Consider the following 24,724-nt stretch of genomic DNA (forward strand, 5'->3'; position numbering starts at 1 on the left):
TGGTAAGGTCTGGGAAGAAGCCATGCGCGGATAACTAGCTGAAAATCCTCTGTTCAGGGGATAGCCTGATTTCGAGAGAAAAGATATGATCAAGGCTTACGCTCATTTCGTCCATAAGCGTCAAGGATTCTTTTCTTTCTGGCGAAATCACAGCGGCCACTAGCAACGGCTTAGCTGGGTCCGCATTGCGACACGACTACCACACGACATTCTACTACCATGCAACGAAACGCCCTCTTCACGGCCGTATCTCTATTCGCGACTGCGTCGCTCCCGACCACTGCGCTGCAAGCGGCACCGGACACGGTCGATCCCATCTTCGCCGCATCAGCGGGGCATGTCTTTGATCCAGCTGAGACGGGGGGCGTGTCATCTGTGCTGGTGCAGCCGGACGGCAAGGTCCTTTTTGGCTCGAATGAAATGGTGGGGAATTTCGGCGGCACTACCCGCCGCACTGCCCTGACGCGCTTCAATCCTGACGGGACGGTCGACTCCTATTTCTTTGCCGACAACGAACCGACCGGCTCGGACTCCGGCATTTTCTATGATGACGCCGGCTGGTCCGAGACGCATGCGCTCGGGCTGCAGTCCGACGGCAAAATTATCGCCGCTGGGGTGATGCAGGGCGTTCGCGACGGCACCAAGCTCGCGCCCACTGTAGAGTTTCGCTCAAAGAGCATTGTGCGCTTTAATGCGGACGGCAGCATTGACACCACTTTTCAAACCAATGGCACGGCTCCCAGCAGTGGCTTTAACTACATCGAGGACATCACCATCGGCCCTGATGACAGCATTTATGCAGTCGGTGGTTTCGGTGGCTTTCGTGATAGCGAGGGAGATCCTTACACCACTTGCTACGGCATCGCACGGCTCCACCCAAACGGCTCGCTCGACACCAGCTTCGGGCTGGATCCGGCCGAGTTTGGCGTCCCTGCCGGTGCTCCCAATCTTTCCGGTTTTTTCCGTGAAGCCACGATCGATCCTTCCGGCAAAATCTATGTCGCGGGCTCGTTTCAGTATGGATACAGTTACCCGCAGACCACCATCCCTGTGGTCGCCCGGCTCTTTCCAAACGGTCGCCTCGACACTACATTCAATGCCGCAGTGCCAGCGAATACGTTATCGATTACTGGGCTGGAACTAGAGCCCGACGGGCGCCTGGTGGTGCTCGGACACACAGACAACTATCAAACACAGAGCTTTGTCGTTCGCTTGCAGTCGGATGGCTCGCTGGATTCGTCCTTTAACCTCGATCCGTCGATCACCCGAACCACTGCTCGCCCCTTGCAACGCGACGCCGCCGGGCGCTACCTGCTAACCATTCCCGATGCTTCCGGCGAGGCGCCATTGGGGGTCCTGGTTCGTATCACCTCCACGGGAGCGATTGATTCCAACTTCCGAGCCGAGGGCACAGACTCGGGCACCAGTTTCTTCAATACCTTTACCACCGGCTTCAACGGGAAGATCTACGCCGGCAGTGGCGGCACGGAAGTCAACGGCGTGCCTACGATTAAACTGGTCGGCTTTGAGGGCGATGTCGTGCCCTCCAGCTTAGCTTGGACCTACACACAGATCGCTTCAGCAGAGTCCGCAGGTTCCGTCATCCTCTCCGTCACCCGCAGCGGCGATTTGTCGGCGGCTGCATCCGTCAGTTATGCCACCGCAGCTGGTAGCGCCAATGCCGCTGACTTCACCGCAAGCTCCGGCACACTGAATTGGCCGGCTGGCGTCGGAGGCGTGCAATCTTTCACCGTCTCGCTGATCGATGATGTTAACGTGGAGTCGGATGAGACTTTTTCCGTCAATCTATCCTCCGCCAGCGGCGCGACGCTGAGCGCCCCATCTTCGGTTACAGTCACCATCCGTGACGACGACTCTTTGCCCGTGATCGTCACCCCACCCGCAGCGCTGACAGTCAAAGAAGGCGAGCCCGCCCGTTTCTCAGTTGCCGTTTCCAGTGCTGTCGCCCCCAGTTTTCAATGGCAGAAAAGCGGCGTCGACATCCCGGGGGCGACTTCGGCGGTGTATACGATCGCAGCCACGAACTTGGGATCTGCAGCTGATTACAACGTCATCGTGACCACAGCAGCGGGCTCGACCCCGAGCGCCGCAGCGACCTTAACCGTCAACCCACCTGCCGCCGTGCCTGAATCTGGCGTTGCCCTAAGCGGTGTCACCACTCCGGGGCCATTCACTCTTCTCGCCGACGGCTCGATGTTGATGCTCGATGGAAGCTCCTTCGCTGGCTACACCTTGCGCAAACTCGACGGCACTTTTACGGTTGATCCCGGTTTTTCAGTGAGCACGACGCCGGAGGGCAATATTTCTTCCAGTTCGGTTTATCCTTCGCCCATCGCCTTGCCGAACGGGCAGTTTATAGTGACTGGATTCTTCTCCGAGATCAACGGCACCGTTCGACGCCGCTTGGCTAGGATGAATGCTGACGGCACACTCGATACCAGCTTTGTGCCCTTCTTCAACGACGGTAGTTTTCCGGTCAACGAATACACCGGCTACTTCAACGGTCTCAGCGGCGTGCACGTCGGCGACAGCGGAACGGTGTATGCCCTCGTGAATAGTAGTAATCAGGGCAACCGCCTCTTCCGTCTACTCGCCGATGGCTCCGCCGATCCGAGTTTTAGCACGGCGTTTAATTATAGCACCTACAGTGATTTTTCCGCGCTGACTGAGTTGCCCGACGGTTCTATGCTGATTGGTTATGTCGCGGGTGGATACGGCGGCTTCGTGCGTGGCATCCGACGCGTGCTGCCCGATGGCAGCTTCGCTGCCGACTTCCCGCATTTCACGACCAGTCAAAACGTGACCGGCTTTGCCCTGATTGGAAACGACCGCTTTGCGGCGATTCATGGCAATTTGTTGACCATCCACAATCTGGAGGACGGTGCTCTCTTGGAAACGCACAGTTTCACTGGTACGCTCACTTCCATTCAGCCCTATCGCGGACGCTTGTTGCTGACCGGGCCGACCGTTTTCGATTCGATTGATTTGCCCGGCCTCGCGCTCTTTTCGTTCGACGGCACAGTCGATGACAACTTCCCCGGTGGTGCCGGACCGAACGGCTATGTGACGAATGCCCAGGTCGATGATCAGGGGCGTATCTTGGTGTCCGGCTCCTTCACCAGCTGGAATGGCGTGAGTGCGGCCGGATTTGCCCGCCTGCTGGTCGAGCGCCCGGAAATCGGTTTTGCGCTGAGCGGCGCGGCTCTCTTTGAAGACGAAGGCGCACTCAGCCTGGAGCTCGTTCGTTACGGCGATCACACGCAGGCCGCTTCCGTCCGTGTCCGTAGTGTGGATGGCACAGCCGTCTCGCCCGCCGATTTTGCCGCGATCGATCAAACTATTAGCTGGGCCGCGGGCGATGCCAGCTCGAAGACTGTGAGCATTACGCTAGTCGATGATGCGGCGATTGAAGGCGATGAAAACTTTAGCCTGCAACTCTCCGAAGTTACCGGAGGCAGCCTCGTCTCTGACACGTTGACCGTGACTCTCTACGACGATGATTCCCTCGCGCAGATCACTGAGCCGCCTGTCGATACATTTGCTGTGCTCGGTCAGTCCGCCACGCTCAGCGTCACGGCGACCAGCCCCAGCACCATGAGCTATCAATGGTATTTCAATGGACAACCGATTGCCTCCGCGACCGATGCCACTTATAGCATCCCCTCGGTTGCCGAGGCGAATGAAGGCAGCTACAGCGTGCGCATCAGCAACGACTACGGCAGCCTCGATTCCGATGAAGTGTCGCTCACCATCATCCCCGATCCGGCCGCGCTGGTGAGTGGATACACCGGTATTACCCTTAACAGCGGCGTCGTTGCGCTCGATGTCGCGCCCGATGGCAGTGTGATCATCGTCGGCGGGTTCACCGATGTGGGCGGCCATACGGCGATCGACTATGTGGCCAAAGTCGATGCCAGTGGCAATCTCGATACCAATTTCGTGCCAGCCGCGATCGCGAGCGGTTCCGTCCATGACGTCGCTTTGCAAGACGACGGAAAGGTCGTGATCGTCGGCTCTTTTTACACCGTCGGCGGCGAAAGCCTGCGCGGCATGGCCCGTCTCAATGCCGACGGCTCACTCGACACCGACTTTGCCAGCAACATTGCTGCCGGCACCACTGGCGCCGCCAATGCAGTCGATATTCTTAGCGACGGACGCATCGTATTCGGAGGCAGCTTTACCTCATGGAATAATCAATACATCGGTGCCTACAGCGCTGCGGTGGCCAACGCCGACGGCAGCTACGCGGGGGCTATGTCGAAAAACGACTCGCAAACGATCGGAGCAATCAAAGCACTCCCCGATGGGGGCGCTCTGGTCACGGCCAGCACCACATCATCCTCGCGGCAAAAGGTCTACAAGTATGATGCCAACCTGGTGGGCCAGAGCTTCACCTATTCATCCGGGCGCACCCGGGTGGATGCGATCGACCTCGCGCCCGACGGGGACTATCTCTTCGCCGGAAACGGTCAGGTGCTCAAAATCAATCCCGATGGCAGCACCGATCAATCTGCTTCGCTCTACAATGCCACCGAGATAGCCGCTCAAATCAACGGAAAGTACATCGCCGCCGGTGGCTCTGGCAGCGGCCGGACCGTGCGCTATCTCTCGAACGGCACGGTCGATCCTTCCTTTGCTGACGGCACCGGTTTCAATAATTCCGTCAAAGATCTCGCGATTCGCCTGGATGGCAAAGTCTGGGTCGGCGGTAACTTTACCAGCTACAACGGCAGCGCCGTCAGCTATCTTGCGCTGCTCAATGGTGATCCCATCCCGCTGGCTCTGACTGTCCAGCCCGCCGCGCTCACGGTAGTTGATCCCGGCGAGGACGTTACCCTGACCGTTGCAGCGGTCGGCACCTCGGCCCTGAGCTACCAATGGTTCCACGATGGTGATCCGCTGGTCGATGGCGCAGGCATTGCCGGTAGTCAAAGCGCCAGCCTGGTGCTCAGCGCGGTCGATGATTTGGACAACGGCGACTACACGGTGGTCGTGAGTAACGAAGCCGGCACCCGCACCAGCGAGATCGCGCAAGTCATCGTCTTGGGCGCTCCGCAGATTTTGAGTCTCTCCGAGGATGTCAGCCTGCTGGAGGGCAGTTCGCTCACCTTGGAAGTCGAGGCCCTCGGCGCCGGCACGCTCAGCTATCAATGGTATCGCGACGGCACTCTGTTGCCGACGCAGACTGCGGCCACGCTGAGCATTGCCCCTCTCTCCGAAGCCGATGCAGGCAGCTATACCGTGGTGGTGAGCAACAGTATTGATGACACCCCCAGCGCCGGCATCGAAGTTGAGGTGTTGGCCAACGCCGCGGCGATTGCACCGGGCTTTACGCCGCCCACAGTCACCGGTGGTCCAGTCAACCAAGTGCTGCCCCTGCCGAACGGACGCGTGCTGGTCGGTGGTAATTTCGCATCGATCAGCGATGGTGTGAATACCTCCGGTGCCCGCCTCGCCGTGGTCGACGAGACCGGAGCCGTCATTCCCGTGACAGGACTCTCCGCCGATGGCTCAATCGAATCGTTGCGCCTACAGGCAGACGGCAAAATTCTGCTCGCGGGCGGGTTTAACAATATCGGCAACAGTGCCCGCGGGAAGCTCGCCCGTCTCAATGCCGACCTCAGCCTCGACACGGTGTTCAACCCGACTGGTCTGGTCGGCTCGTATTTCGGAGCTTTCGATATTGCAGAGGAAGTCGGCGGCACGATCATCGCCGTGGGCTCCTTTACTGACTTCGGTGGTGAGCCCACTGCCGACTACGCCGTCCGTCTCAACGATGATGGCTCCTATAACAGCAGCTTCACCTCCGGCGCGAGTAATTGGATCTATCGCGTCTTTCCACAGGCTGATGGCAAGCTGATCTTCAGCGGGTGGTTCGGTGCTTGGGGCGGCACTGGAGATGAATACATTACCCGCACCGATGCGTCCGGAGCGCAGGATACCACGATCGATTACAACACCGGTTTCTTCTACACCAGCGATGCCTTTCAGCTCGCCAACGGCGATCTGCTCGCCGCCAGCTCCTATGGCGGCGGCGCGATTCGTCTGGCCGCCGACACAGGTGCCACCATCAGTCCCTTCCCGGTCGGTGGTAATATTGTGGGTGCTGTTCGTGCTTTTGCCGAAAGCCCCGCAGGCGATATTTATATCGGGGGCTATGTGAGCAGCGCCGCCGGGCAAACCGCGGGCCGTCTCATCCGCCTGGACGCGGCGGGCAATCGTGACTTCAACTTCGATACCGGGACCGGCTTTGACAACTACGTCAATGATCTCGCGTTGACCGACAGCGGTCGCATCTGGGCGGGCGGAGAGTTTACCACTTATAACGGAATCACTGCGTCCAAACTCGTGCTGCTCAAAGGTAGCGCCGTGAGCGCGCCCAGTGATCCATTCGAGACCTTCGTCGCCTCGCTCCCCGCCAATCAACAAGGCGAAGACGACGATGCCGATGGCGACGGCTGGGCCAACCTGGTCGAGTTCCTGTTTGGCACTGCGCCCGACGATGCCTCTGCCGCGCCCGCGCCATTGCCCACCGGTTCGGTGCAAAGTGGCAGCAGTTTGAACAGCAGCTACGGCTTGTCCCTCGACGCGGCCAAGAGCTACCGCGTGGTTGAAGTCGAAATTCCCGTGGATCTGCAAGGCTTGAGCGTGACCCTCGAAGCCAGCCAGGATCTCAGCTTCAGCGGCGACGCCAGCGCAACCGAAATCGGCACGCCGATCAATAACGGAAGCACCGAAATCCGCCGCTACGTGATCACCCCCGCAATCGACGATGCCGCCAAGATGTTCTGGCGACTCAAGGTCAGCCGTTGAAGCGCCCATTTGATTCCGTAGTCCTACATTGGATGTTCGACGTTCCCTCCTTTTGCGTGGCCTCGGTTCTCAGAACCGGGGAGCGCGGGGAATGGGGAACGTCCAACGTCCAACATCGAACGTCCAATGTTGAATAATTTTTAATTCAATGGCGTGTGCAGTCAGTATTCCGTAGCGCTACATTCGACGTTCCCAATTCCGTAGCCTCGATCCTGCGGATCGGGGAGCGTCGTTTCGGCCTCGGTTACCGCAGCCAGTGCCACCGCTGCCAATGCGGAGATTGGCGATCCCGGGAGAAAGCCGTGCAGTCACCATTCCGTAGCCCTACATTCGATGTTCGATGTTGAGCGTTCGATGTTCGACGTTCAGTATTCCGTAGCCTCGATCCTGCGGATCGGGGAGCGTCGTTCGGCCTCGGCTACCGCAGCCAATGCGGAGATTGGCGATCCCGGGTAAGCCGTGCAGCACCATTCCGTGGCCCTACATTCGATGTTCGACGTTGAGCGTTGGATGTTCGATGTTCGACGTTGAGCGTTGGATGTTCGATGTTCCCAATTCCGTAGCCTCGATCCTGCGGATCGGGGAGCGTCGTTTCGGCCTCGGTTACTGCAGCCAGTGCCACCGCTGCCAATGCGGAGATTGGCGATCCCGGGGGAAGCCGTGCAGTCAGTATTCCGTAGCCTCGATCCTTCGGATCGGGGAGCGTCGTTTCGGCCTCGGCTACCGCAGCCAGTGCCACCGCTGCCAATGCGGAGATTGGCGATCCCGGGGAAAGCCGTGCAATCAGTATTCCGTAGTCCTATATTCGATGTTCGACGTTGGGCGTTGGACGTTCGACGTTCAGTATTCCGTAGCCTCGATCCTTCGGATCGGGGAGCGTCGTTTCGGCCTCGGCTACCGCAGCCAGTGCCACCGCGGCCAATGCGGAGATTGGCGATCCCGGGGAAAGCCGTGCAGTCAGTATTCCGTGGCCCTACATTCGATGTTCGACGTTGGGCGTTGGATGTTCGATGTTCCCAATTCCGTAGCCTCGATCCTGCGGATCGGGGAGCGTTGTTTCCGCCTCGGTTACCGCAGCCCATGCCACCGCAGCCAATGCGGAGATTGGCGATCCCGGGGAAAGCCGTGCAGTCAGTATTCCGTGGCCCTACATTCGATGTTCGACGTTCCCTCCCTTTGTGTAGCCTCGATCCTTCGGATCGGGGAGCGTCGTCTCGGCCTCGGCTACCGCAACCAGTGCCACCGCTGCCAATGCGGAGATTGGCGATCCCGGGGGAAGCCGTGCAGTCAGTATTCCGCAGTCCTACATTCGATATTCGACGTTGAGCGTTGGATGTTCGACGTTCCCTCCCTCCTCTTTCCTTCCTTTCCTAAGGACGAATGCAGCGACCTTCCACGGGGGCTTCTTTGACTTGGGAAATGATGATGAGTGAGGTGACGACGATCAGGGCTCCGATGATGAGGCCGGGGCGTAGGTTTTCGCCGGGGATGAAGAGGGTGGATTCGATCACGCCCATCAGAGGAATCAGGAAGCGAAAGGTGGAGAGCACATTGACACTGTAGAGCTCAATTAGACGATTCCAGAGCGTGAATGCGGTGGCGGACAGGGCCGCGAGATAGAGCGTGACCAAGAGGGTGGTGAGATTGAAGTGGGCGATGTAGCTGGACCAGGCGCTGGCAGAAATGAGCAAGAGCATGAGTCCGCCCAGACTGAGTGAAAATGCGGTGGTGCAACGACTGCCGGCGACGGGGGCGACTTTTTTCAGGAAGGTTGCGGCCACGGCGCCGGAACCGGATGCGGCGAGAAAGGCGAGCGTGCCGAGACCGGCGTTTTTTAAGTCGGCGCCGGGCTGGTAAATCGCACAGGCGATACCGATCGAACACACGCCCAGCAGTATCCAGTGAATGCGCTGAGGCGGAGCGGTCTTGAGTATCATCGGCGCGAGCAACATCCACCAGAAACTGCCCGAGCCCAGCAGGGCCCCGAGGGTGCCGGTTGAAATGCTGAGCCCGTAGTAAAAGAAGATGTATTGAAAGAATGTCTGCCCGAGCACCACCGCCATCAGTGGTCCACGTGGGGCTTGCTTGAGTTTTTCTATGATGGGGCCACGACAGAAGGGGAGCACCATCAGTCCTGCCAGTACGAAGCGACTGCCCGCGAAGACCAGTTGTTCGCCGTAGCCGGTGATTTGTAAGGCGGCATAGCTGTTCTTGATGACGGGGAATGCGCTGCCCCATAGGGTGGCACAAATCAAAACCTGTAGGTAGAAACTGACTGGCAATTGAGTCAGTGGTGGCGCTTTAGCTGGCATATGCGATGGATTCGACGCGGTTTAAGCGAGGCGCTGGGCCAATTCTGTGAGATCGCGCAGCACGTAGTCGGGGCGCGCGGTGTTGGGATAGAGCGCGGTGCCGGGGCGTTGGATGAAGGCGGTCTGCAAGCCGACGTTTTTTGCGCCGGCGAGGTCCCATGCGTGCGCGGCCACCATCAATACTTGCTCGGGTTCGAGCGCGAGGTCATCGAGCACCATGCGGTAGACGCCGCTGTGTGGCTTGTATTTGCGCACGCTCTCGACGCTGTAGCTGTTGTCCAATAGCGGCGCGATGCCGGCTTGCCGAAGTTGTGACTCGGCACCGGCGCTGGAGGAATTGGTCAAAGTGGCCAGCTTGTAGCCGTTTTGTTGCAGGGCTTCCATGGCTGCGATGACCTCTGGGTGCGGCGGAAGTGTGTTTAAGCTGGGGATGATGGCTGCTTCAGCGTCTTCGCGACTCAGCTCAATCTGATGTGTTTGGGCAATCATCATGAGGGCGGCGGCACCGATTTCTCCGAAACTATGAAAGTCATTCGTCAGAGTTTCCACCAAAGAGTAGTGCAGCATGGTCGAAAACCAGAGCGGCAGTAGATTTTCACGACCGTTCAATGCACGGCTCACCGAGCTCCGCAGAGGGCTCAGGTCGAGTAAGGTCTCGTTCACGTCGAATAGGATGAGGATGGGCTTTACCATGGGTCTCTATATGCTGCTTTCAGTCGATGTTCAAGCTTGTGAGTGTTTCTCTGAATAGTCTTTCGCGGGGTGAAACTGCGGATGGAGGCAGCGAAAAAAAGCCCGGAACCTTGAACAGGTGCCGGGCTTTGAGAAAAAATGGAGCTTCAGTGCGCGCTGTGCGCTCGCAGCTTATTCTTCGCCTTTTTTAGCCTTCTTTGGCTTTTTGCCAGAAGCATCAGTGAATTCTTCTAATGACAGTTCACCGTCTTGATCGGCGTCCAGCTTGTCGAATTTTTTGACGAGCGCTTTGCGTTTGGCGACCTCTTCTTTAGAGAGGCCATCGCTTTGGTCCACATCCATTTTGGCGAACGCCTCAGCTGGAGTTGGCTTCTTTTTACCCTCATCCGATTTAGCAGCTTGAGAGACTGATGGAACGATGCAAGCTGCGAAGATCGCGCTGAGGAGTAATGCTTTGAGTTTCATTTATTGTATCCTGTGTGTAGGGTTTTAACAGAACTAGACTGTGTTCTGTTAATACTCCCATTTGACGATTTATGTGCGCTTTACAAGTGCAATTTATGCGCTGAGAATATTTTATAGATAAGCAGCAGTCGGGGTAATATGGATGCTGGCTCGCGCTTATTATTTTTGCCTGCTACAGCAGCTCGGTCTGTCCGTTGCTTGGCTGGTTGCCAGGCTCCAGCCCGATTACGTGCCAGCCTTTTTCTGTCAGCACGCGACCTTGTGCGGTGCGTTGCAGGTAGCCTTCCTGAATCAAAAAGGGCTCATGCACTTCTTCCAGGGTGTGGGCTTCTTCGCCAACCGCGACCGCCACCGTGCCGAGGCCGACGGGGCCGCCGCGGTAGTTTTCCGCCATGACGCGTATGACCTGCTTGTCCATTTCGTCCAAGCCGCGTTGGTCGATCTCCAGGAGTTCCAGTGCGGCGGCAGCGGAGGTTTGGGTGATGGTGCCGTTGCCACGTTGTTGGGCGTAGTCGCGGCAGAAGTTGACCAAGTTATTGGCGATGCGCGGAGTGCCGCGGGCGCGACGCGCGATCTCGGCTGCGCCTGCGGGCTCGAAGGGAACTTCCAGGATGCCACAGGTGCGCTCGATGATGCCCTGCAGCACGCTGTGGCTGTAATAGTTGAGACGGGTCTGCAGGGTGAAACGACTGCGCAGGGGAGCGGTCAGCAGGCCCATGCGGGTGGTGGCGCCGAGCAGGGTGAAGCGTGGGAGGTTCAGCCGCACGCTACGGGCGTTGGGGCCCTGGTCGATCATGATGTCGATCCGGAAGTCTTCCATCGCGGAGTAGAGATACTCTTCCACCGTCTTGGGTATGCGGTGGATTTCGTCGATAAAGAGAATGTCGCCCTCGTTCAGGTTGGTCAAAAGGCCGGCGAGGTCGGCGGGCTTATCGATGACGGGCCCGGAAGTGATGTTCACCTTGGTGCCCATTTCGTTGCCGAGGATGAGCGAGAGGGTGGTCTTGCCCAGGCCGGGAGGGCCGCTGAGGAGAATGTGGTTGAGCGGCTCGCCGCGATCGCGCGCCGCGCCGACCATCACCTTCAGCCGCTCGAGGGTCTTATCTTGTCCCGCGAAGTCATGAAACGAGAGCGGGCGCAAGGCGGACTCTTCCGCGTTTTCAGGTGCGGACAAAGTTTGCTCGATAAAGTCGGTGCCGGTCGGCGGATCTTCGGAGGAAAAGGACATGTGTGAAGTTTGAAGTGTGAAGTTGAAAGTGTGAAGTGAGAAGCTAGCCGGGGGAAGTTTGAAATGACTGGAGCGTTCACGTCTCGTTTTGATTCATAATAGCCCCCTGCTTCGCTCTACGAGCGATGCAGGGCAAGCAATTGGACGTTCTCACGTCGTGTAAAATTCACGTTCCGTCTAAATTCACATTCATAAACGCATATTTACCGAATTAACAGTTCAACTCATTTTTAGGTTCATTCCCAACTTGCTCCACCAAACGGGGTGCCCCACCTCCGAGTCAGCCAGCGACACGATCCTTATTGCTCCTATCAATTCCACTGCTGTTTTCCTCCATTCGCGGGCGCGCGCTTGCCAGTGGAGATTGATTTCGCAGCGTACACAGTATGATTCAGCTACCGCAAGAAATCCTTAAAGCCTGGGAAGTCCGCGATCCTGTGGCCGTATTCACCACCGTAGACGCCGAGGGCGTGCCCAACACCATTTATGTCAGTATGTGCAAACTGCGCCCCGATGGACGCGTTTTGATCGGTGATGTCCACTTCGGCAAAACCTTGGACAATTTGAAACAAGGTCGCTCCCAAGTGTCCTTCCTCTTCTTTGCCAAAGACTATTCCGCGTATCAACTCAAAGGGCAGGTCCGCTACGCCAGCGAGGGCCCCCTCTTTGAAGAAGGTCAATGCCTCGCCAAGCCCGAGTTCAGTTTAAGAGGGGTCGTGGAGATCCAGATCACACAAGTCTACAAAGGCTCCGAAGAACTCAGCGCTTGAAGTTTGATTCTTCCGAACATTGCATGTCTACTGTGGTCCGATCTCTCCAGAGCCTTTCCCTGACACCGAGAACCGTTATGTCTTTCAGGCTTTATCCACTAGATATATCGCGATGATGACAAGCTCAGTGGCCACTCTCGTTAAGCAACTCCAAGCCGCCGGCGAAGCTGCGGGCTTCCAAGTCACGCACTTCGGACAGGTCGGCCTGGAAAAGCAATGGCCCCTACTCGGCATGACGCGTGCGCCCATGGTCCCTGCACCGAATAGTCAGCACATATATCTCTCTGCCGGCATCCACGGCGACGAGCCCGCCACTTCTCAGGCAATGCTCGAACTATTGCAAAGTAACGCCCTCCCCCACGCACATCACTACTACATTTGTCCTCTCTTAAATCCCGCGGGACTGGCCAACGGCACCCGCGAAAACCCCGACGGCATCGACCTCAACCGCGACTACCGCGACTTCGTCTCGCAAGAAACCCGCCAACACGCAGCGTGGATACAGGCCCACATCTCCCAGCTCGACTGTGCCATCCATCTACACGAAGACTGGGAAAGCCAAGGCTTCTACCTCTACGAAATCCAACTCCCCCGCCACAGCAGTCATCCCGAGACAGGCCGCCCACAACTCAGCCTCGCACAGCGCATCTTAGCCGCCACAGAAAAACACCTGCCCACCGAAACCGCGACCGAGATCGATGGCTACCCTGCTAAGGACGGAATCATACGCATCGAAGTCGAACTACAACTCGAAGAAGGCCAGCCCGAAGCGCTTTGCCTACAAGCAAGCTTCGGCGGCAGTAACTACACCCTCGAAACCCCGTCCGCCATGGAGTTCCGCAAGCGTGTCGACACGCTCAAAGCCGCCGTTTTGGCAGCCATCGAAACAGAGCATAATTCAAGCGTTTACTCGCCATTATGATTCACACTGATTCGACTCAGCAAAGAATCGATTGAACTGATCAAGGTATTCAGAACACGTAACGAAGACTCATCCAGACTGAAGGCGACTTCTTGCTTACTGGTTTCGCTTAGCTCGAGTATTTGCTCACGCTGTGGCACGACTGCTTCGCGGATGGCTTGGCTGAGCTCGCGACTCTGTCCATTGGACTGCTGCAAGTGCGCGCTGATGCCTTGCAATGCTGCTAACAACTGAGGCAAATTATCGGCACCGAACTGCTCGAAGTCTGATCGCTGGGCACGCACACGCTCGGCAGATAACGCGCCTTGATCTTGAACGACTGTCGCGAGCTGCTGGATCGCCGCGCCGATACCATTCTGCGCATCCGCTCGCCCGGAGACAAGCGCTTGTCCGATTCCATCCAGCCCCTCTTTGAAGTCGGACAATTGCGCCACCACACGATTGATGGGGTCGCCCTCGCTGCCACCTAATAGCTTTTTACGATTGAAGCGCTTCTTAATCTCATCCCAACGTGCACGTTCCTGTTCGGAAAGCTTGCCTTCAATCTCCTTAAATTTGAGTAGATTCGCTTCCGCTCCGTCAGTCAGAGTTTGTGCCTCTCCCGTGTAGTGATCGACAATGAGTTGTTCCACCTCTTCGTCGGTCATGATCGGCAAAAGCTTTTCAGCGATCCGATTCATATTACGATAGGAACCCTGCAACTTAAAGGAAGGCTCGGTGCGATAATCATCTGCCTGCGCAGCCGAACGGACGTATTCCAAGTTCACGCGTAGAATCGTATCGCGCACCCGCATCATCATCTTCATCACCGCGACCATGTCATTGATCTCCTCCATGGAATAAGAGGATTCAAAGGTGACACCTTCACGTTGTCCCGTCTCAGCAATTTGCATTACAGCATACACATCCTTACGATCCTTACCTGCAAGAATCCCTAAGGTCCGATTCGAAGTCAGTGAGTTCTCGATATACGAGGCCTCGAAGTATTGACTATTCTCACCAATGATATCTCCCAGGTTATAAGTGTCGGCACGATTCGCCAACATATCAGGAATCTGAAACTTCCCCCCCGCCTCGGTATAAGGATTGCCCGCCATAACTACAGCGACTTTACGCCCGCGAAAATCATAGGTGCGCGACTTCCCTTTATACACACCTTCGATGCGGCGCGTGCCGTCGCAGAGCGAGATAAACTTCTGCAAGAACTCGGGATTGGTATGCTGAATATCGTCGAGATAGATGAGAACATTATCGCCCATTTCGAAGGCCAAATTAATTTTCTCAACTTCCTGACGCGCCGCAAGATTAGGACACTGCGCCGGATCAAGTGATGTCACCTCATGCCCGAGCGAGGGCCCATTCACTTTGACAAAGGTAATGCCCAGGCGATTCGCCACATACTCCATCAAAGTAGTCTTACCATAGCCCGGCGGCGAAATAAGCAAGAGCAAGCCCATGCGGTCGGTCCTGGTATCCTCACCGGCACTACCGATTTGCTTCGCAAAATTATCACCGATCAACGGCAGGTAAACCTCATCCAACAAACGATTTCGAACAAAGGCACTCAACACCTGTGGCTTAAACTCATTCAATCGTAGCGAGGCCTCATTCTCAATCAACAAGGCCTTCTTGCGACGTTCATAACGAAGAAACAGCGCCTGGTCGCCCGACTCGAAACGCTGCATACGCTGCATCAGATCCAAATAATTAAAGTGATACAGCCCCCCGTCTTCAATGACCCGATGGTCCCCCTTCAGGCCCGCAAGCTCGTACTTGATCGGCACATTCAGAATCTTGCGCCGTTCGAGCCCGCCACGTAGCAAATGTGCCGCAGACTCGGGCAAGAAGGTGCGTAACTCAGGGTCGAGCGCATGCGTAACCGCGTAGCCCTCCAACCAATCATAAATCACACGATACTCACTCAACACATCCGAGCTCACCGCTTGCACCGCCTCCTTAAATGCAGCGTCAAAGCGCTTGGACAACAATTCCCGCTGGAAACGATCGATCAAATCCGCCGCTTCTTTACTGCAATAAAGATCGGCATCCTGCACAATCTCGTAAAACAGATACGCTCCCGCGGCATGGCGATCAATCGACTCAAAGAAGGCCGTATCCTGAGCAAAAGCGCCGATCGCATCACTCAATTCCTCGATGTAATTTCGCTGGGTATGATGATTGGGAAAGACGCGCAACATTTGCCCAAAAGCGTCGATGCGTTCGCGCAAATGATTCGTCAGCGCTTGTCCTGCCTGGCTATGCCAAAAGACTAAAGCACAGGCACGCACCTCGGGACTATAACGTAACAGACCGATCTTAGAGTGCGTCTCAGCGAGTTGGTCCAGTATCACACGGGCATCAAAATCATGCACTCCTTTCGTGTAAGACTCCTGATAGCGAGGTGCCATAAATTCACGTATGGACTCTAGACGCTCCTCGTCTGTGAGCTGCAAATAATCCTCCGCGCCTTGCGATTCCAAATACTTATACGCGAGGTCCTCCGCACGGTAGACATGATCATTCTCAGAGCAGCAATGCATCTTCCAGGCAGGCTTGGTCTCTAACAATTCCGGGTCTTCCACCTTTTCATAAAACTGGGTACCTGAGAGGTGCGTATATAAATCGCCGTCGCGCAGCACCGACGTCAACTCCAAGGCCTGCGAGTTCACCGTGAAAGCGTGGCGCCCAAATTTAATTAAGTTTTCACCATCAACAAAGAGCTCTTGTTTATCTTTGAGCTGCCGCACCGCGTCGCCCTGAATGGTTTTCAAACGGGTCAACAACTCGTCGCCCTTCATGCCTTCGCCCAGCGTTTTCAGCTCTTCAACTAAGTCCCGCACTTTATCAACCATTAAGTCCGATGCAAAATAGCCGTTGATATCGTTAATTTCCTTCAGGGCTTTCGAACGATTTTCAATACCGTTGAGAATGCGCTGCGCCGATTGCACGAGCTTACTGACTCGACGATTGCGCACTTCCTGCAAGCTCGCCTTCTTAGATTCAAAAGTGTTATAGAGCTCGGAGCGCTTGTCAGACAGGATCTCGATAAACTCATCGAATTCTGCATACTTCCCCTCCAGCTCTTCCAACTGCACGACTGCCTTCGTCAAAAATTCATCACAACGCTCAGGCTCGTCAGCGATGTCCAAATAATTGGCCACCGATTGCTCCAACAACTTAATCTGCGCTTGAAACTGTGCGGATCCTTCCTTGCGCATCAACTCCTGACGCGAGCGTTTCACTTCTGCCTTCAAACGATTCAGTTCGGTGAATAAATCCGAAATCGCATCGATAATGCGGGTCGTTTCGGTCGCATCCTCGATCTTCAAATTCGAGACCATTTCAATCAGCATCTCCAGCTGTGCCCCCGTAGCATCCAACTCGGCTAGCAGCTCTTTAGCCATAGCTGCAGTTTTGATTTCAGGCATCGCAGCCTCTACCTCCTGAAGCTGCTGCTGATAAGGAACGAGCGCTTGCGCTTGCAGTAAAAATTCGACCGTCGCCTGCGCCAGTGAATCGATTTGCGTCGCCACACCTTGCTCAAGTTCATCGCAGAGTGTAAGGTCGACATATTTCAAGTCCCGCAATCCGATCACTTCGCCACGCAAACGCCGCAAGCTCGCCAAGTAATCGACAAACACACGGACATCATCAGGCTGTGCACCAGCCAATTCCGTAAACAACTTACGCGCCTGTGTCTGAACAGCCCGAGTCTGTGTCAGCGTCGATTTGCGGATACGCTGCACTTTTTCAAACTCCGCAATCGCCGCCTGGCCAGTATCCCGAATCTGCGACAAGGTCGCTTTCAAGTTAAAGGCATCCTCGGAGCCCAACCAGAAGTAACTATCGATGGTGGCCACACAGTCTTTGACTAAGTCGAGATACAGGCCCTCATATGCATCCTCCTTCTGCAATAAGTTGTAGATACTATGGCACTCGGCGATGCAGCGCACGATACTCGCATTGCCAATCTTAAACAGATAGCTATCGCTATTGGCCTCCACCGAAACTTCCTCCGCAGCATAGGGCGTCTGCCAGATTTGTAAGGTATGATGCTTTTGTGGCTCGTCATGCGCCTTAAAATAAATCAAGGAACCATTCTCAAAGATACTATAGCCATGCGCTTCAATCGGACTCTCCACTTTCTGCGCAATTAGATTGTATGAAAGCAGCTGATACAGTCCCTCACTTTGCTGATAAAATACATACAGAAAGTCTTCGCCATTCGGTGCTTTTAAAACACGCTCAAATGTCATTTCGCCAGCGACATGACTAAAGCGTTTAAAGTCGCCATTGTGGAGATAATAGCCATCGGCAAAAATCACGCCGTGATCTTCTGGAAGCATCACACACGAATGCGCCACCGAATCGACACGCTTCACCTCCTTCACCTTCTCATTATAAATAAAATAACGCGTCTGCTTCTCTTGATAAGGCTTGATTCGCAAAAAGATCAGACTGCCCACACTGGCATAGTGGATGTCGGCATCATCGAGTGTCTGATCGGGATTGTCCACCGGCTCGGTGTAAATCCCTTCCCCGCTGTCCGTATTGTCCTCGATCTTAATGGTCAAATCGCCGCCGATGGTTTCCACGAACAAACGATCCTCGATCGATACATGCGGAAAAGTTCCGGTCCGGTGCAGATCACGATGCGCGCGCGTCCATTCAAACGAATGCTGGTCGGGGAACACATACTCTTGCTCGAAGCGATTCCCCAGATAGGTCAGCTGCTCTCCCTGAATTAACCATTTGAATACTTTAATATCCCGTAGGTCATCGCTAATCTGAAACACCATCAACAGGTGCGGACCAACAATCATGAACTTCGCGAAGAAGGTGTTTTTGTAGTATTTGTAGAGATATTGAAAATCGGCCTGAAACTCGCTGGACTCGAGGGCATTCAGCGGCTCCTCGTGAAAGGAATGGTCGGAGACATCATAGCGAAATTTGGCGAACACATCCGTCACCTCCACCTGTGACTTCAGGCCCATGTGCACATTGTAGCCAAAAATGAAACGTCCGCCCGGCAGTGCGATCATTCCACGCGGAATACAGTTATTACTGGTCTGGATACGATCCGTCGCCAGTAAATGAGTATCCACCGCACCGAACACAGTTTTACGCTCACCATCGAGCTGCTGCACGCGCTGCAGTAGCTCCGCACTTTGAGTCGTCAAGCGATTGCGTATGACCTCATAAGCGCCCCCCTCGAGTTTTTGCCCTGCCGCTGGATTTTGACTTTCCATAGTGGATCTACTAGCTGTTTTAAAGTTTTGCGGCGTCCGGCAGCGACACCAGTTTGGTATCGCTGCCCGCTACGCCTGGAGAATGCAAGCGACTACTTCTGACCAAGCATCAGAAATTTCTGAACACTCTCGTTGGCCAAACCAAACTTCTCGGCCAAACCTGCGAGTCCGCGAATGCGACTTAGCTTATCCTGGTCATTGGTCTCTGAAGCGAGTTTCAACATCAGATTCGCCACAGACAGATCCTTCACCGTAGCCACATCGATATTAAAATCCTTGAGCCAGTTCGAAACCTGCGCTCTGAAGTATTCCGGATCTCCATTGAAGAAGGTCTCCTTCACATCAGTTAGCGCGGGACTACTGCTTAAGGTGCGCTCAAAAGACTTACCACGGGTGACGGCACCAATGATGTCATTATAGAATTCAGTGCTACCGCCCACGATGTCGACCTTGGTATTCTTAAGCGACTCGGAAAGCACCTGAGCCTGATGGCGTGCGATCTCTTCGTTGACGCGAATGCTCTCAAGTTCGATCTCCTTATCTTTTTCAAGGCGTAGCTTAAACTCTTCGTGCTCCTTACCGGCCTCGTTGAAGAGTTTCATCGCAGCAGCCTTTTCAGTGATGCCCTTCGCATCTGCTTCAAACTTGAGTTCAGAGGTCTTCGCGTCCGCCTCGCCCTGTCTCAGGCTTGCAGTGGCTTTGGCTTCCATCACTTTGGCTTCACCCAAACCTTGTGCTGCCGTCTCAGCGGCAACACCTTCAGCCAAATGCTTCTTCGCCAAAGCTTGCTTCACCGATGCCGCTTCTTCTGCTTCTGCGGCAATCACGATTTCCTCGGAGGACAACTCAGTCGCACGCTTACTGGACTCCGCCTTGCGCACTTGCTTATAAAACTCTTCGTCGGCCTTTAGCTTCTCTGCCTCTTGGCTGGCCTCAGCATCCTTTAAGCGAGTGAGCTTCTCACGCTCGGCCTTTTCTTCCGCATCGGTAATCGACACCCGCTTCTGACGATCGGCTGTAGCAAAGGCTTCCGTATCCTTAATCTTCTCCTGCTCGACCACGACGGTCTTTTCAACCATCACGCGCTCCTTGATCACATCCTGAATATTACGTTTCTCGATTTCGACGGCTTTGGTCTTTTCGATGTCTGCCAAGGTGGTGACCTTATCACGCTCCACCACTTCAAGCTGGCGGTCGCGCTCAACACGCTCTGTTTCAACCGCTTCCGTCTTTTGCTTATTCTTTTCTGCGACAATCACTTGGCGCTCCATATTCTGTTGCGCGATTTGTAATTCCTCCTCGGTATTGATCCGGGCCTGCTCGGCGCGTAAACGTTGCTCTTCGGAGACACGCTTCGCCTCCGCCTCTTCACGAGAGCGGATCACCGCGATCTCACGCTTCTGCTTCTCTTCCGCTTCCGCCTGTTGCTTCTCCATCTCCAACACGGCTTCGATACGCTGCACATCGTTTTGCTTGATGGTTTGGATGCGGCGATTGGCGATCTCATTCTCCAGAATTGCTTGCGTCGCGGTACGCTCAGCAATCTTCTTGATACCCTCAGAGTCTAAAATGTTATCAGGATTCAATGCCTCCAGTGGCGTTTGCTCGAGGTAGTCAATGGCCACGTCTTCCAGCGCATAACCATTCAAATCCTGCCCAATGACTTCGATGATCTTATTACGAAAATCAATGCGATCGGTGTAAAGACTCTCAAAGTCGAACTGCTTACCCGCAGTCTTTAAAGCCTCCGAGAACTTCGCATCAAATAGCTCGCGAATCTTATCCAGATCCGATGCACGCTCACAACCGACGGCCTTCGCGACCGCTTTGACATCGTTCTCGTGTGGGTTCACCCGCACATAGAAGCCCACACTGATATCCGCTCGCACGTTATCTTGGCAAATCAGGCCGTCCTTACCACGGCGATCCAAGGGCAAGTGCTGCACCCGCAAATCCATGATCTCCAATTTGTGCAGGACCGGCACACTCACCATACCCGCAAACGAGACCTGTGTGCCACCAAAGCCATTACGCACCAGCGCATAGCCTTGATCCACCTTACGGTACATTTTAATCAGTGTGACCAACAGGCCCACAATCGCCGCAGCAATCCCCAGCAACACTGTGAGTCCCACAGATTCAATAATAGCAAGTGAGTATAATATATTCATTTTTTTAGATCTTGGTTAATTCGTTGGTTATTTTCCTGACTGTATAAAGCATGTGCTGTGAATCCTCACTGATGATTAAAGCGGAATCTCCCGCTAGCAGCGGCCCGGATTCGGAGGCTGAGCGTACATTGATGACCAAGGGCCCCTCCGGGGTGCTGACTTCCGCTTGTCCAAAATGAGCGTCCACACGATCTGAGCGCACACGGCAGGTGCGGCCAATCATCGTGAGATTACCATCAGTCTTATCCTCGAGGCGTTTGTAGAATACCGCCACCGGCCACAAAGCCAGTGACGAAATAATCAATCCAGGAATCGCGACTGCAAAAGAAACGGCGAAACCAATCACTCCAGAATTACCGGAGTTAAGATAAAAGTTACCAATTAAAGCCATCGCCCAAGCACAAATCACCAGCCCAGACACCACCACCATCAAGGGCAAACTCCCCAAATGAATAAACTCCATGACACCCGCTAATGCCCCCGCACCGGGATTGGCATCCACATCCACGTCCGCGTCTACGTCGACATCCGCATCGACATCCAGGTCGAACCCAAGGAAATCCAAATCCACGATCCCAAAAACCGCAATGAGCCAGTACAACAATACCAGGACCAACATTAGGGTCCATGGCAAATTATACCAACGTAGGGCTTCAGTAAACAATTCTTCAATCATGCAATTTCAGGGCAGAATGATAACACGAAATCTGAGAAGATATATTACAATAAGCGAGCGATTTTATACAATCACCTTGCCTAAATAAGCAAAAACCTCGAAATCCTTAAGCGTGCAATCTCACGAAATCATCAAAACTTGCTTTGCCAACAGCTCCCCCAAGGCGCTCGCCGCCGAGCTCGGCATTTCGCAATCGCTCATCTACAAATGGTCACAACCGGTGGGCGAGTCTCAGAGCGGCTCCAAAAATCCGCTAGACAGAGTCTGCGCCCTCAACCAGGCCTGCAGCGATAACCAACTGATCAAATGGCTCGCCGCTCAGGCTGACGGCTACTTCGTACCGAATAAAGTGGTGCACTCTGAGCTCGATGCACTCAACCCCGCCACGCACGAAATGGTCAGCCAATTCGCCTCCCTACTGGGAGCCATCGCCCACGCAGGACTCGACGAGAGAATCACCCGCGAAGAAGCGGCCGACATACGGCAGCGCTGGGACACCTTAAAGTCCTTTGCCGACGGCTTTGTAAATGCCTGCGAACGCGGCGACTTCGATAAAATGAAGGAAATCGAAAAACAGTGGCAGCAGAGCAGTTAGAGCGTTTCTCAAAAATAGAATTATATTCAGAAAAAGCTGATAAAATCTCTGCGAGTGTAGCGGATCGGCAAAGCCGTTTCGAGCGAGTGATGTCGCGCTGCCGCAAGTCGAAATCGCTTCGCGATTCCGCTACATTTAAACGAAAAATCATCGGTCAATATCTCAGCCTGAAAGACCCAAGAAACAGATAAACATAAAAGCCCCGCAACTTTGCAGCTGCGGGGCTCTAAAACACTCACCAATCCTAAGATTGGGGCTACCTAAAAAAATGCTTAGACGTTGATAGAAATATCAACACCAGCAGGGAGGTTGAGCTTCTTGAGCTCGTCCACTGTGGCTGCAGTCGGCTCGACGATGTCGATCAAACGCTTGTGTGTGCGAACTTCGAACTGATCCATCGACTTCTTATTAACGTGAACGGAACGATTCACAGTGAACTTTTCGATTTTAGTAGGAAGGGGCACAGGGCCAGCAACGCGAGCGCCGGAACGCTTAGCTGTTTCGACGATGTCCGCAGCGGACTGGTCAATTACGCGATAATCAAAGCCTTTGAGGCGAATACGGATACGTGGTGTGCTCATATTATATATTTGTTTGGTTAAGTTGTTGGTTTAAAAATTCGTTTTACTGAACTCGCTGGTCTCGCTCTAGTAACGGCCGCGAGTCGAGGTTTCTAAAATTTTATTGAGAACGTTTTGTGGAACCGCCTCGAAGGACTCAGGCTGCATACTATAAGAGGCACGCCCCTTACTGAGTGAACGCACAACAGTGGCGTATCCGAACATTTCCTGCAAGGGCACCAGAGCAGCGATTGTAACAAACGCAGTCTTGCCCACCACATTCTGGATCTGACCACGGCGACGGTTCAAATCTCCCATGATATCGCCCTGATACTCGTCGGGCGTCTCCACCTCGACCTTCATCATCGGCTCCAGCAATTGCGGACCGGCCTTTTCCATAGCATCACGGAATGCAAAGATACCGGCCATTTTGAACGACATCTCCGAGGAGTCGACCTCATGAAAGGAGCCATCAAAGAGTGTGACCTTGAAATCAACAACGGGATAACCGCAGACGGAACCATTGTTGGCGGCTTCGCGTATGCCATCCAAGGTGGGCTTGATAAATTCCTTGGGAATCACGCCACCGACCGTCTTATCTACGATTTCAATTCCAGCTCCGCGCTCCAGTGGCTCCAGCTTAATGCGTGCGTGACCATACTGACCACTTCCACCGGTTTGGCGCACAAACTTACCCTCACCCTCAGATGCCATGGTAACTGTTTCACGATAGGCGATCTGCGGACGGCCGGCTTCAGCGCCGACTTTAAACTCACGGAAGAGACGATCCTTAATGATTTCGAGGTGCAGTTCGCCCATGCCGGCAATGATAGTCTGACCGGTTTCTTCATCCGAACTCACCACAAAGGTAGGATCTTCTTCGGACAGGCGCTGCAAACCGGTCGCCATCTTTTCTTGATCGGCGGTAGTCTTCGGCTCGATGGACATCGAGATCACCGGCTCTGGAAATGTGGGTGGCTCAAGGCGCACATCAAATCCCTTAGCACACAATGTATCGCCCGTAACGACATCGCGCGCACCGACGATCGCGCAAATATCCCCCGAGTAAGCCACATCAATGTCTTCACGGGAATCTGCCTTCATGACCAGCAGTCGCGAAATTCGCTCGGTTTTACCCGTGCGCGGATTGTAAAGGGCAGTGCCTTTCGCAAGTGTGCCTGAATAAACCCGCATAAAAACGAGCTTACCCACATAGCCGTCATTCATCAGCTTAAAAGCAAGTCCGGCAAATTGAGCGTTATCGTCGGGGGCGACTTCGAGATCGCGTCCTTGCTCGGTCTCCCCCTTCATCGGTGGCAAATCAAGCGGGCATGGCAAATAGTTGACAACGGATTCGAGAACCGCTTGCACCCCCTTGTTCTTAAAGGCACTGCCAGGAATCACTCCACAGAAGCCCAGCGAAATCGTGGCGGCACGAATGGCAGCACGAATATCGTCTGCAGAAAGTTCTTCACCTTCGAGGTATTTATCAGCCAGCGCGTCATCAAAATCGGCAAGGGCTTCGATCAGCTTCTCGCGATACTCATTGGCTTGATCGACGTAATCGGCTGGAATCTCCGTCACATCAAAGGTCATCCCGCTAGGGTCTGCCGCGTCGTAGATGCGGGCATTCATCGATGCCAGATCAATCAGACCTATAAAATCTTCTTCCGAACCGATCGGCAAAAAGATTGGATGGGCGTTTGCCGCGAGGCGCTCACGCATGGATTCGATCGCAGCAAAAAAATCTGCCCCCACGCGATCCATCTTATTCACAAATGCGATGCGCGGGACATGATACTTCGTCATTTGCCGCCAGACCGTTTCGGACTGTGGTTGCACACCAGCAACGGCACAAAAAACACCGATAGTGCCATCCAGCACTCGCAATGAGCGCTCGACTTCGGCCGTAAAATCGACGTGACCGGGAGTGTCGATGATATTGATCTTATTACAGATCCCGGCGAACGGACCCTCTTGATTGGTCCAATTGCAAGTAATCGCGGCCGAAGTGATCGTGATGCCACGTTCGCGCTCCTGCTCCATCCAGTCGGTAACCGCGCTACCTTCATGGACTTCGCCCATTTTATGGACGACACCTGCGTAAAATAAAATTCTTTCCGTCGTCGTCGTCTTGCCCGCATCGATATGCGCAGCTATGCCAATATTACGCGTATGCTCCAAGGGGAACTTACGCTTCGGCGAGTTAGCGGACGCTGTACTAGTAGCGGACATAGAAGAGATTCGAC

Annotated in this window: 15 protein-coding genes; 5 read left to right on the plus strand and 10 right to left on the minus strand. The window is 54.6% G+C overall.

What is annotated here, in order from left to right:
* Positions 1-219 precede the first annotated feature (219 nt).
* A complete protein-coding gene (locus SH580_RS10365; RefSeq protein WP_319834907.1) occupies positions 220-6,834 on the plus strand; it encodes an immunoglobulin domain-containing protein in 6,615 nt (2,204 codons plus the stop codon).
* Positions 6,835-7,252: 418 nt separating this feature from the next.
* On the opposite strand, the gene SH580_RS10370 is transcribed toward SH580_RS10365, so the two are convergent.
* The 5 genes from SH580_RS10370 to ruvB form a co-directional block, all read right to left on the minus strand.
* Entirely contained in the window at positions 7,253-7,582 is a 330-nt protein-coding gene (locus SH580_RS10370) for a hypothetical protein (RefSeq protein ID WP_319834908.1), read from the minus strand.
* A gap of 622 nt (positions 7,583-8,204) precedes the next feature.
* Positions 8,205-9,146: a DMT family transporter gene (locus SH580_RS10375; protein WP_319834909.1), complete on the minus strand. Its 942-nt coding sequence runs from the start codon at positions 9,144-9,146 to the stop codon at positions 8,205-8,207.
* A 21-nt stretch (positions 9,147-9,167) separates the two neighbouring features.
* Positions 9,168-9,839: a haloacid dehalogenase type II gene (locus tag SH580_RS10380; RefSeq protein WP_319834910.1), complete on the minus strand. Its 672-nt coding sequence runs from the start codon at positions 9,837-9,839 to the stop codon at positions 9,168-9,170.
* 171 nt (positions 9,840-10,010) lie between these two features.
* A complete protein-coding gene (locus tag SH580_RS10385; RefSeq protein ID WP_319834911.1) occupies positions 10,011-10,304 on the minus strand; it encodes an EF-hand domain-containing protein in 294 nt (97 codons plus the stop codon).
* 172 nt (positions 10,305-10,476) lie between these two features.
* Positions 10,477-11,532 carry a Holliday junction branch migration DNA helicase RuvB gene (ruvB, locus tag SH580_RS10390; RefSeq protein WP_319834912.1) on the minus strand — a complete coding sequence of 352 codons (1,056 nt, stop codon included), beginning with the start codon at positions 11,530-11,532 and terminating at the stop codon, positions 10,477-10,479.
* A gap of 386 nt (positions 11,533-11,918) precedes the next feature.
* Here ruvB and SH580_RS10395 point away from each other — a divergent pair, with 386 nt between their 5' ends.
* Together SH580_RS10395 and SH580_RS10400 are read left to right on the plus strand one after the other, a co-directional pair.
* Positions 11,919-12,302 (plus strand): pyridoxamine 5'-phosphate oxidase family protein, encoded by a 384-nt coding sequence (locus SH580_RS10395; RefSeq protein WP_319834913.1) that lies wholly within the window; start codon positions 11,919-11,921, stop codon positions 12,300-12,302.
* Positions 12,303-12,414: 112 nt separating this feature from the next.
* Positions 12,415-13,224: a M14 family metallopeptidase gene (locus SH580_RS10400; protein ID WP_319834914.1), complete on the plus strand. Its 810-nt coding sequence runs from the start codon at positions 12,415-12,417 to the stop codon at positions 13,222-13,224.
* Here the strand turns inward: SH580_RS10400 and SH580_RS10405 are convergent.
* From SH580_RS10405 to SH580_RS10415, 3 genes are all read right to left on the minus strand, one after another.
* The gene (locus SH580_RS10405; RefSeq protein ID WP_319834915.1) at positions 13,209-18,473 is read right to left on the minus strand and encodes a DNA repair ATPase; all 5,265 of its coding nucleotides are present in this window, start codon (positions 18,471-18,473) and stop codon (positions 13,209-13,211) included. The genes SH580_RS10400 and SH580_RS10405 overlap by 16 nt on opposite strands.
* A 92-nt stretch (positions 18,474-18,565) precedes the next feature.
* Complete coding sequence (locus tag SH580_RS10410; RefSeq protein ID WP_319834916.1) at positions 18,566-20,644, minus strand: flotillin family protein; 2,079 nt, start codon at positions 20,642-20,644, stop codon at positions 18,566-18,568.
* Positions 20,645-20,648: 4 nt separating this feature from the next.
* Positions 20,649-21,320 (minus strand): OB-fold-containig protein, encoded by a 672-nt coding sequence (locus tag SH580_RS10415; protein ID WP_319834917.1) that lies wholly within the window; start codon positions 21,318-21,320, stop codon positions 20,649-20,651.
* A 112-nt stretch (positions 21,321-21,432) separates the two neighbouring features.
* On the opposite strand from SH580_RS10415, the gene SH580_RS10420 reads away from it, so the two are divergent.
* Together SH580_RS10420 and SH580_RS10425 are read left to right on the plus strand one after the other, a co-directional pair.
* The gene (locus tag SH580_RS10420; protein WP_319834918.1) at positions 21,433-21,915 is read left to right on the plus strand and encodes a phage regulatory CII family protein; all 483 of its coding nucleotides are present in this window, start codon (positions 21,433-21,435) and stop codon (positions 21,913-21,915) included.
* Positions 21,897-22,106: a hypothetical protein gene (locus SH580_RS10425; protein ID WP_319834919.1), complete on the plus strand. Its 210-nt coding sequence runs from the start codon at positions 21,897-21,899 to the stop codon at positions 22,104-22,106. Before SH580_RS10420 ends, SH580_RS10425 begins: the two co-directional genes overlap by 19 nt.
* 81 nt (positions 22,107-22,187) lie before the next feature.
* On the opposite strand, the gene rpsJ is transcribed toward SH580_RS10425, so the two are convergent.
* Positions 22,188-22,496 carry a 30S ribosomal protein S10 gene (gene rpsJ / locus SH580_RS10430; protein WP_308949566.1) on the minus strand — a complete coding sequence of 103 codons (309 nt, stop codon included), beginning with the start codon at positions 22,494-22,496 and terminating at the stop codon, positions 22,188-22,190.
* 66 nt (positions 22,497-22,562) lie between these two features.
* Positions 22,563-24,710 carry an elongation factor G gene (fusA, locus tag SH580_RS10435; RefSeq protein WP_319834920.1) on the minus strand — a complete coding sequence of 716 codons (2,148 nt, stop codon included), beginning with the start codon at positions 24,708-24,710 and terminating at the stop codon, positions 22,563-22,565.
* Positions 24,711-24,724 lie beyond the last annotated feature (14 nt).

Source organism: Coraliomargarita algicola, assembly GCF_033878955.1.
In the GTDB taxonomy this organism is placed as follows: Bacteria; Verrucomicrobiota; Verrucomicrobiia; order Opitutales; family Coraliomargaritaceae; genus Thalassobacterium; species Thalassobacterium algicola.

Bases quoted from the DNA above. Each gene is read 5' to 3' on its own strand.
- SH580_RS10380 (WP_319834910.1), bottom strand. From the start codon at position 9,839: ATGGTAAAGCCCATCCTCATCCTATTCGACGTGAACGAGACCTTACTC.
- rpsJ (WP_308949566.1), bottom strand. From the start codon at position 22,496: ATGAGCACACCACGTATCCGTATTCGCCTCAAAGGCTTTGATTATCGC.
- SH580_RS10385 (WP_319834911.1), bottom strand. From the start codon at position 10,304: ATGAAACTCAAAGCATTACTCCTCAGCGCGATCTTCGCAGCTTGCATC.
- SH580_RS10375 (WP_319834909.1), bottom strand. From the start codon at position 9,146: ATGCCAGCTAAAGCGCCACCACTGACTCAATTGCCAGTCAGTTTCTAC.
- SH580_RS10405 (WP_319834915.1), bottom strand. From the start codon at position 18,473: ATGGAAAGTCAAAATCCAGCGGCAGGGCAAAAACTCGAGGGGGGCGCT.
- SH580_RS10400 (WP_319834914.1), top strand. From the start codon at position 12,415: ATGATGACAAGCTCAGTGGCCACTCTCGTTAAGCAACTCCAAGCCGCC.
- SH580_RS10415 (WP_319834917.1), bottom strand. From the start codon at position 21,320: ATGATTGAAGAATTGTTTACTGAAGCCCTACGTTGGTATAATTTGCCA.
- SH580_RS10410 (WP_319834916.1), bottom strand. From the start codon at position 20,644: ATGAATATATTATACTCACTTGCTATTATTGAATCTGTGGGACTCACA.
- ruvB (WP_319834912.1), bottom strand. From the start codon at position 11,532: ATGTCCTTTTCCTCCGAAGATCCGCCGACCGGCACCGACTTTATCGAG.
- SH580_RS10365 (WP_319834907.1), top strand. From the start codon at position 220: ATGCAACGAAACGCCCTCTTCACGGCCGTATCTCTATTCGCGACTGCG.
- SH580_RS10395 (WP_319834913.1), top strand. From the start codon at position 11,919: ATGATTCAGCTACCGCAAGAAATCCTTAAAGCCTGGGAAGTCCGCGAT.
- fusA (WP_319834920.1), bottom strand. From the start codon at position 24,710: ATGTCCGCTACTAGTACAGCGTCCGCTAACTCGCCGAAGCGTAAGTTC.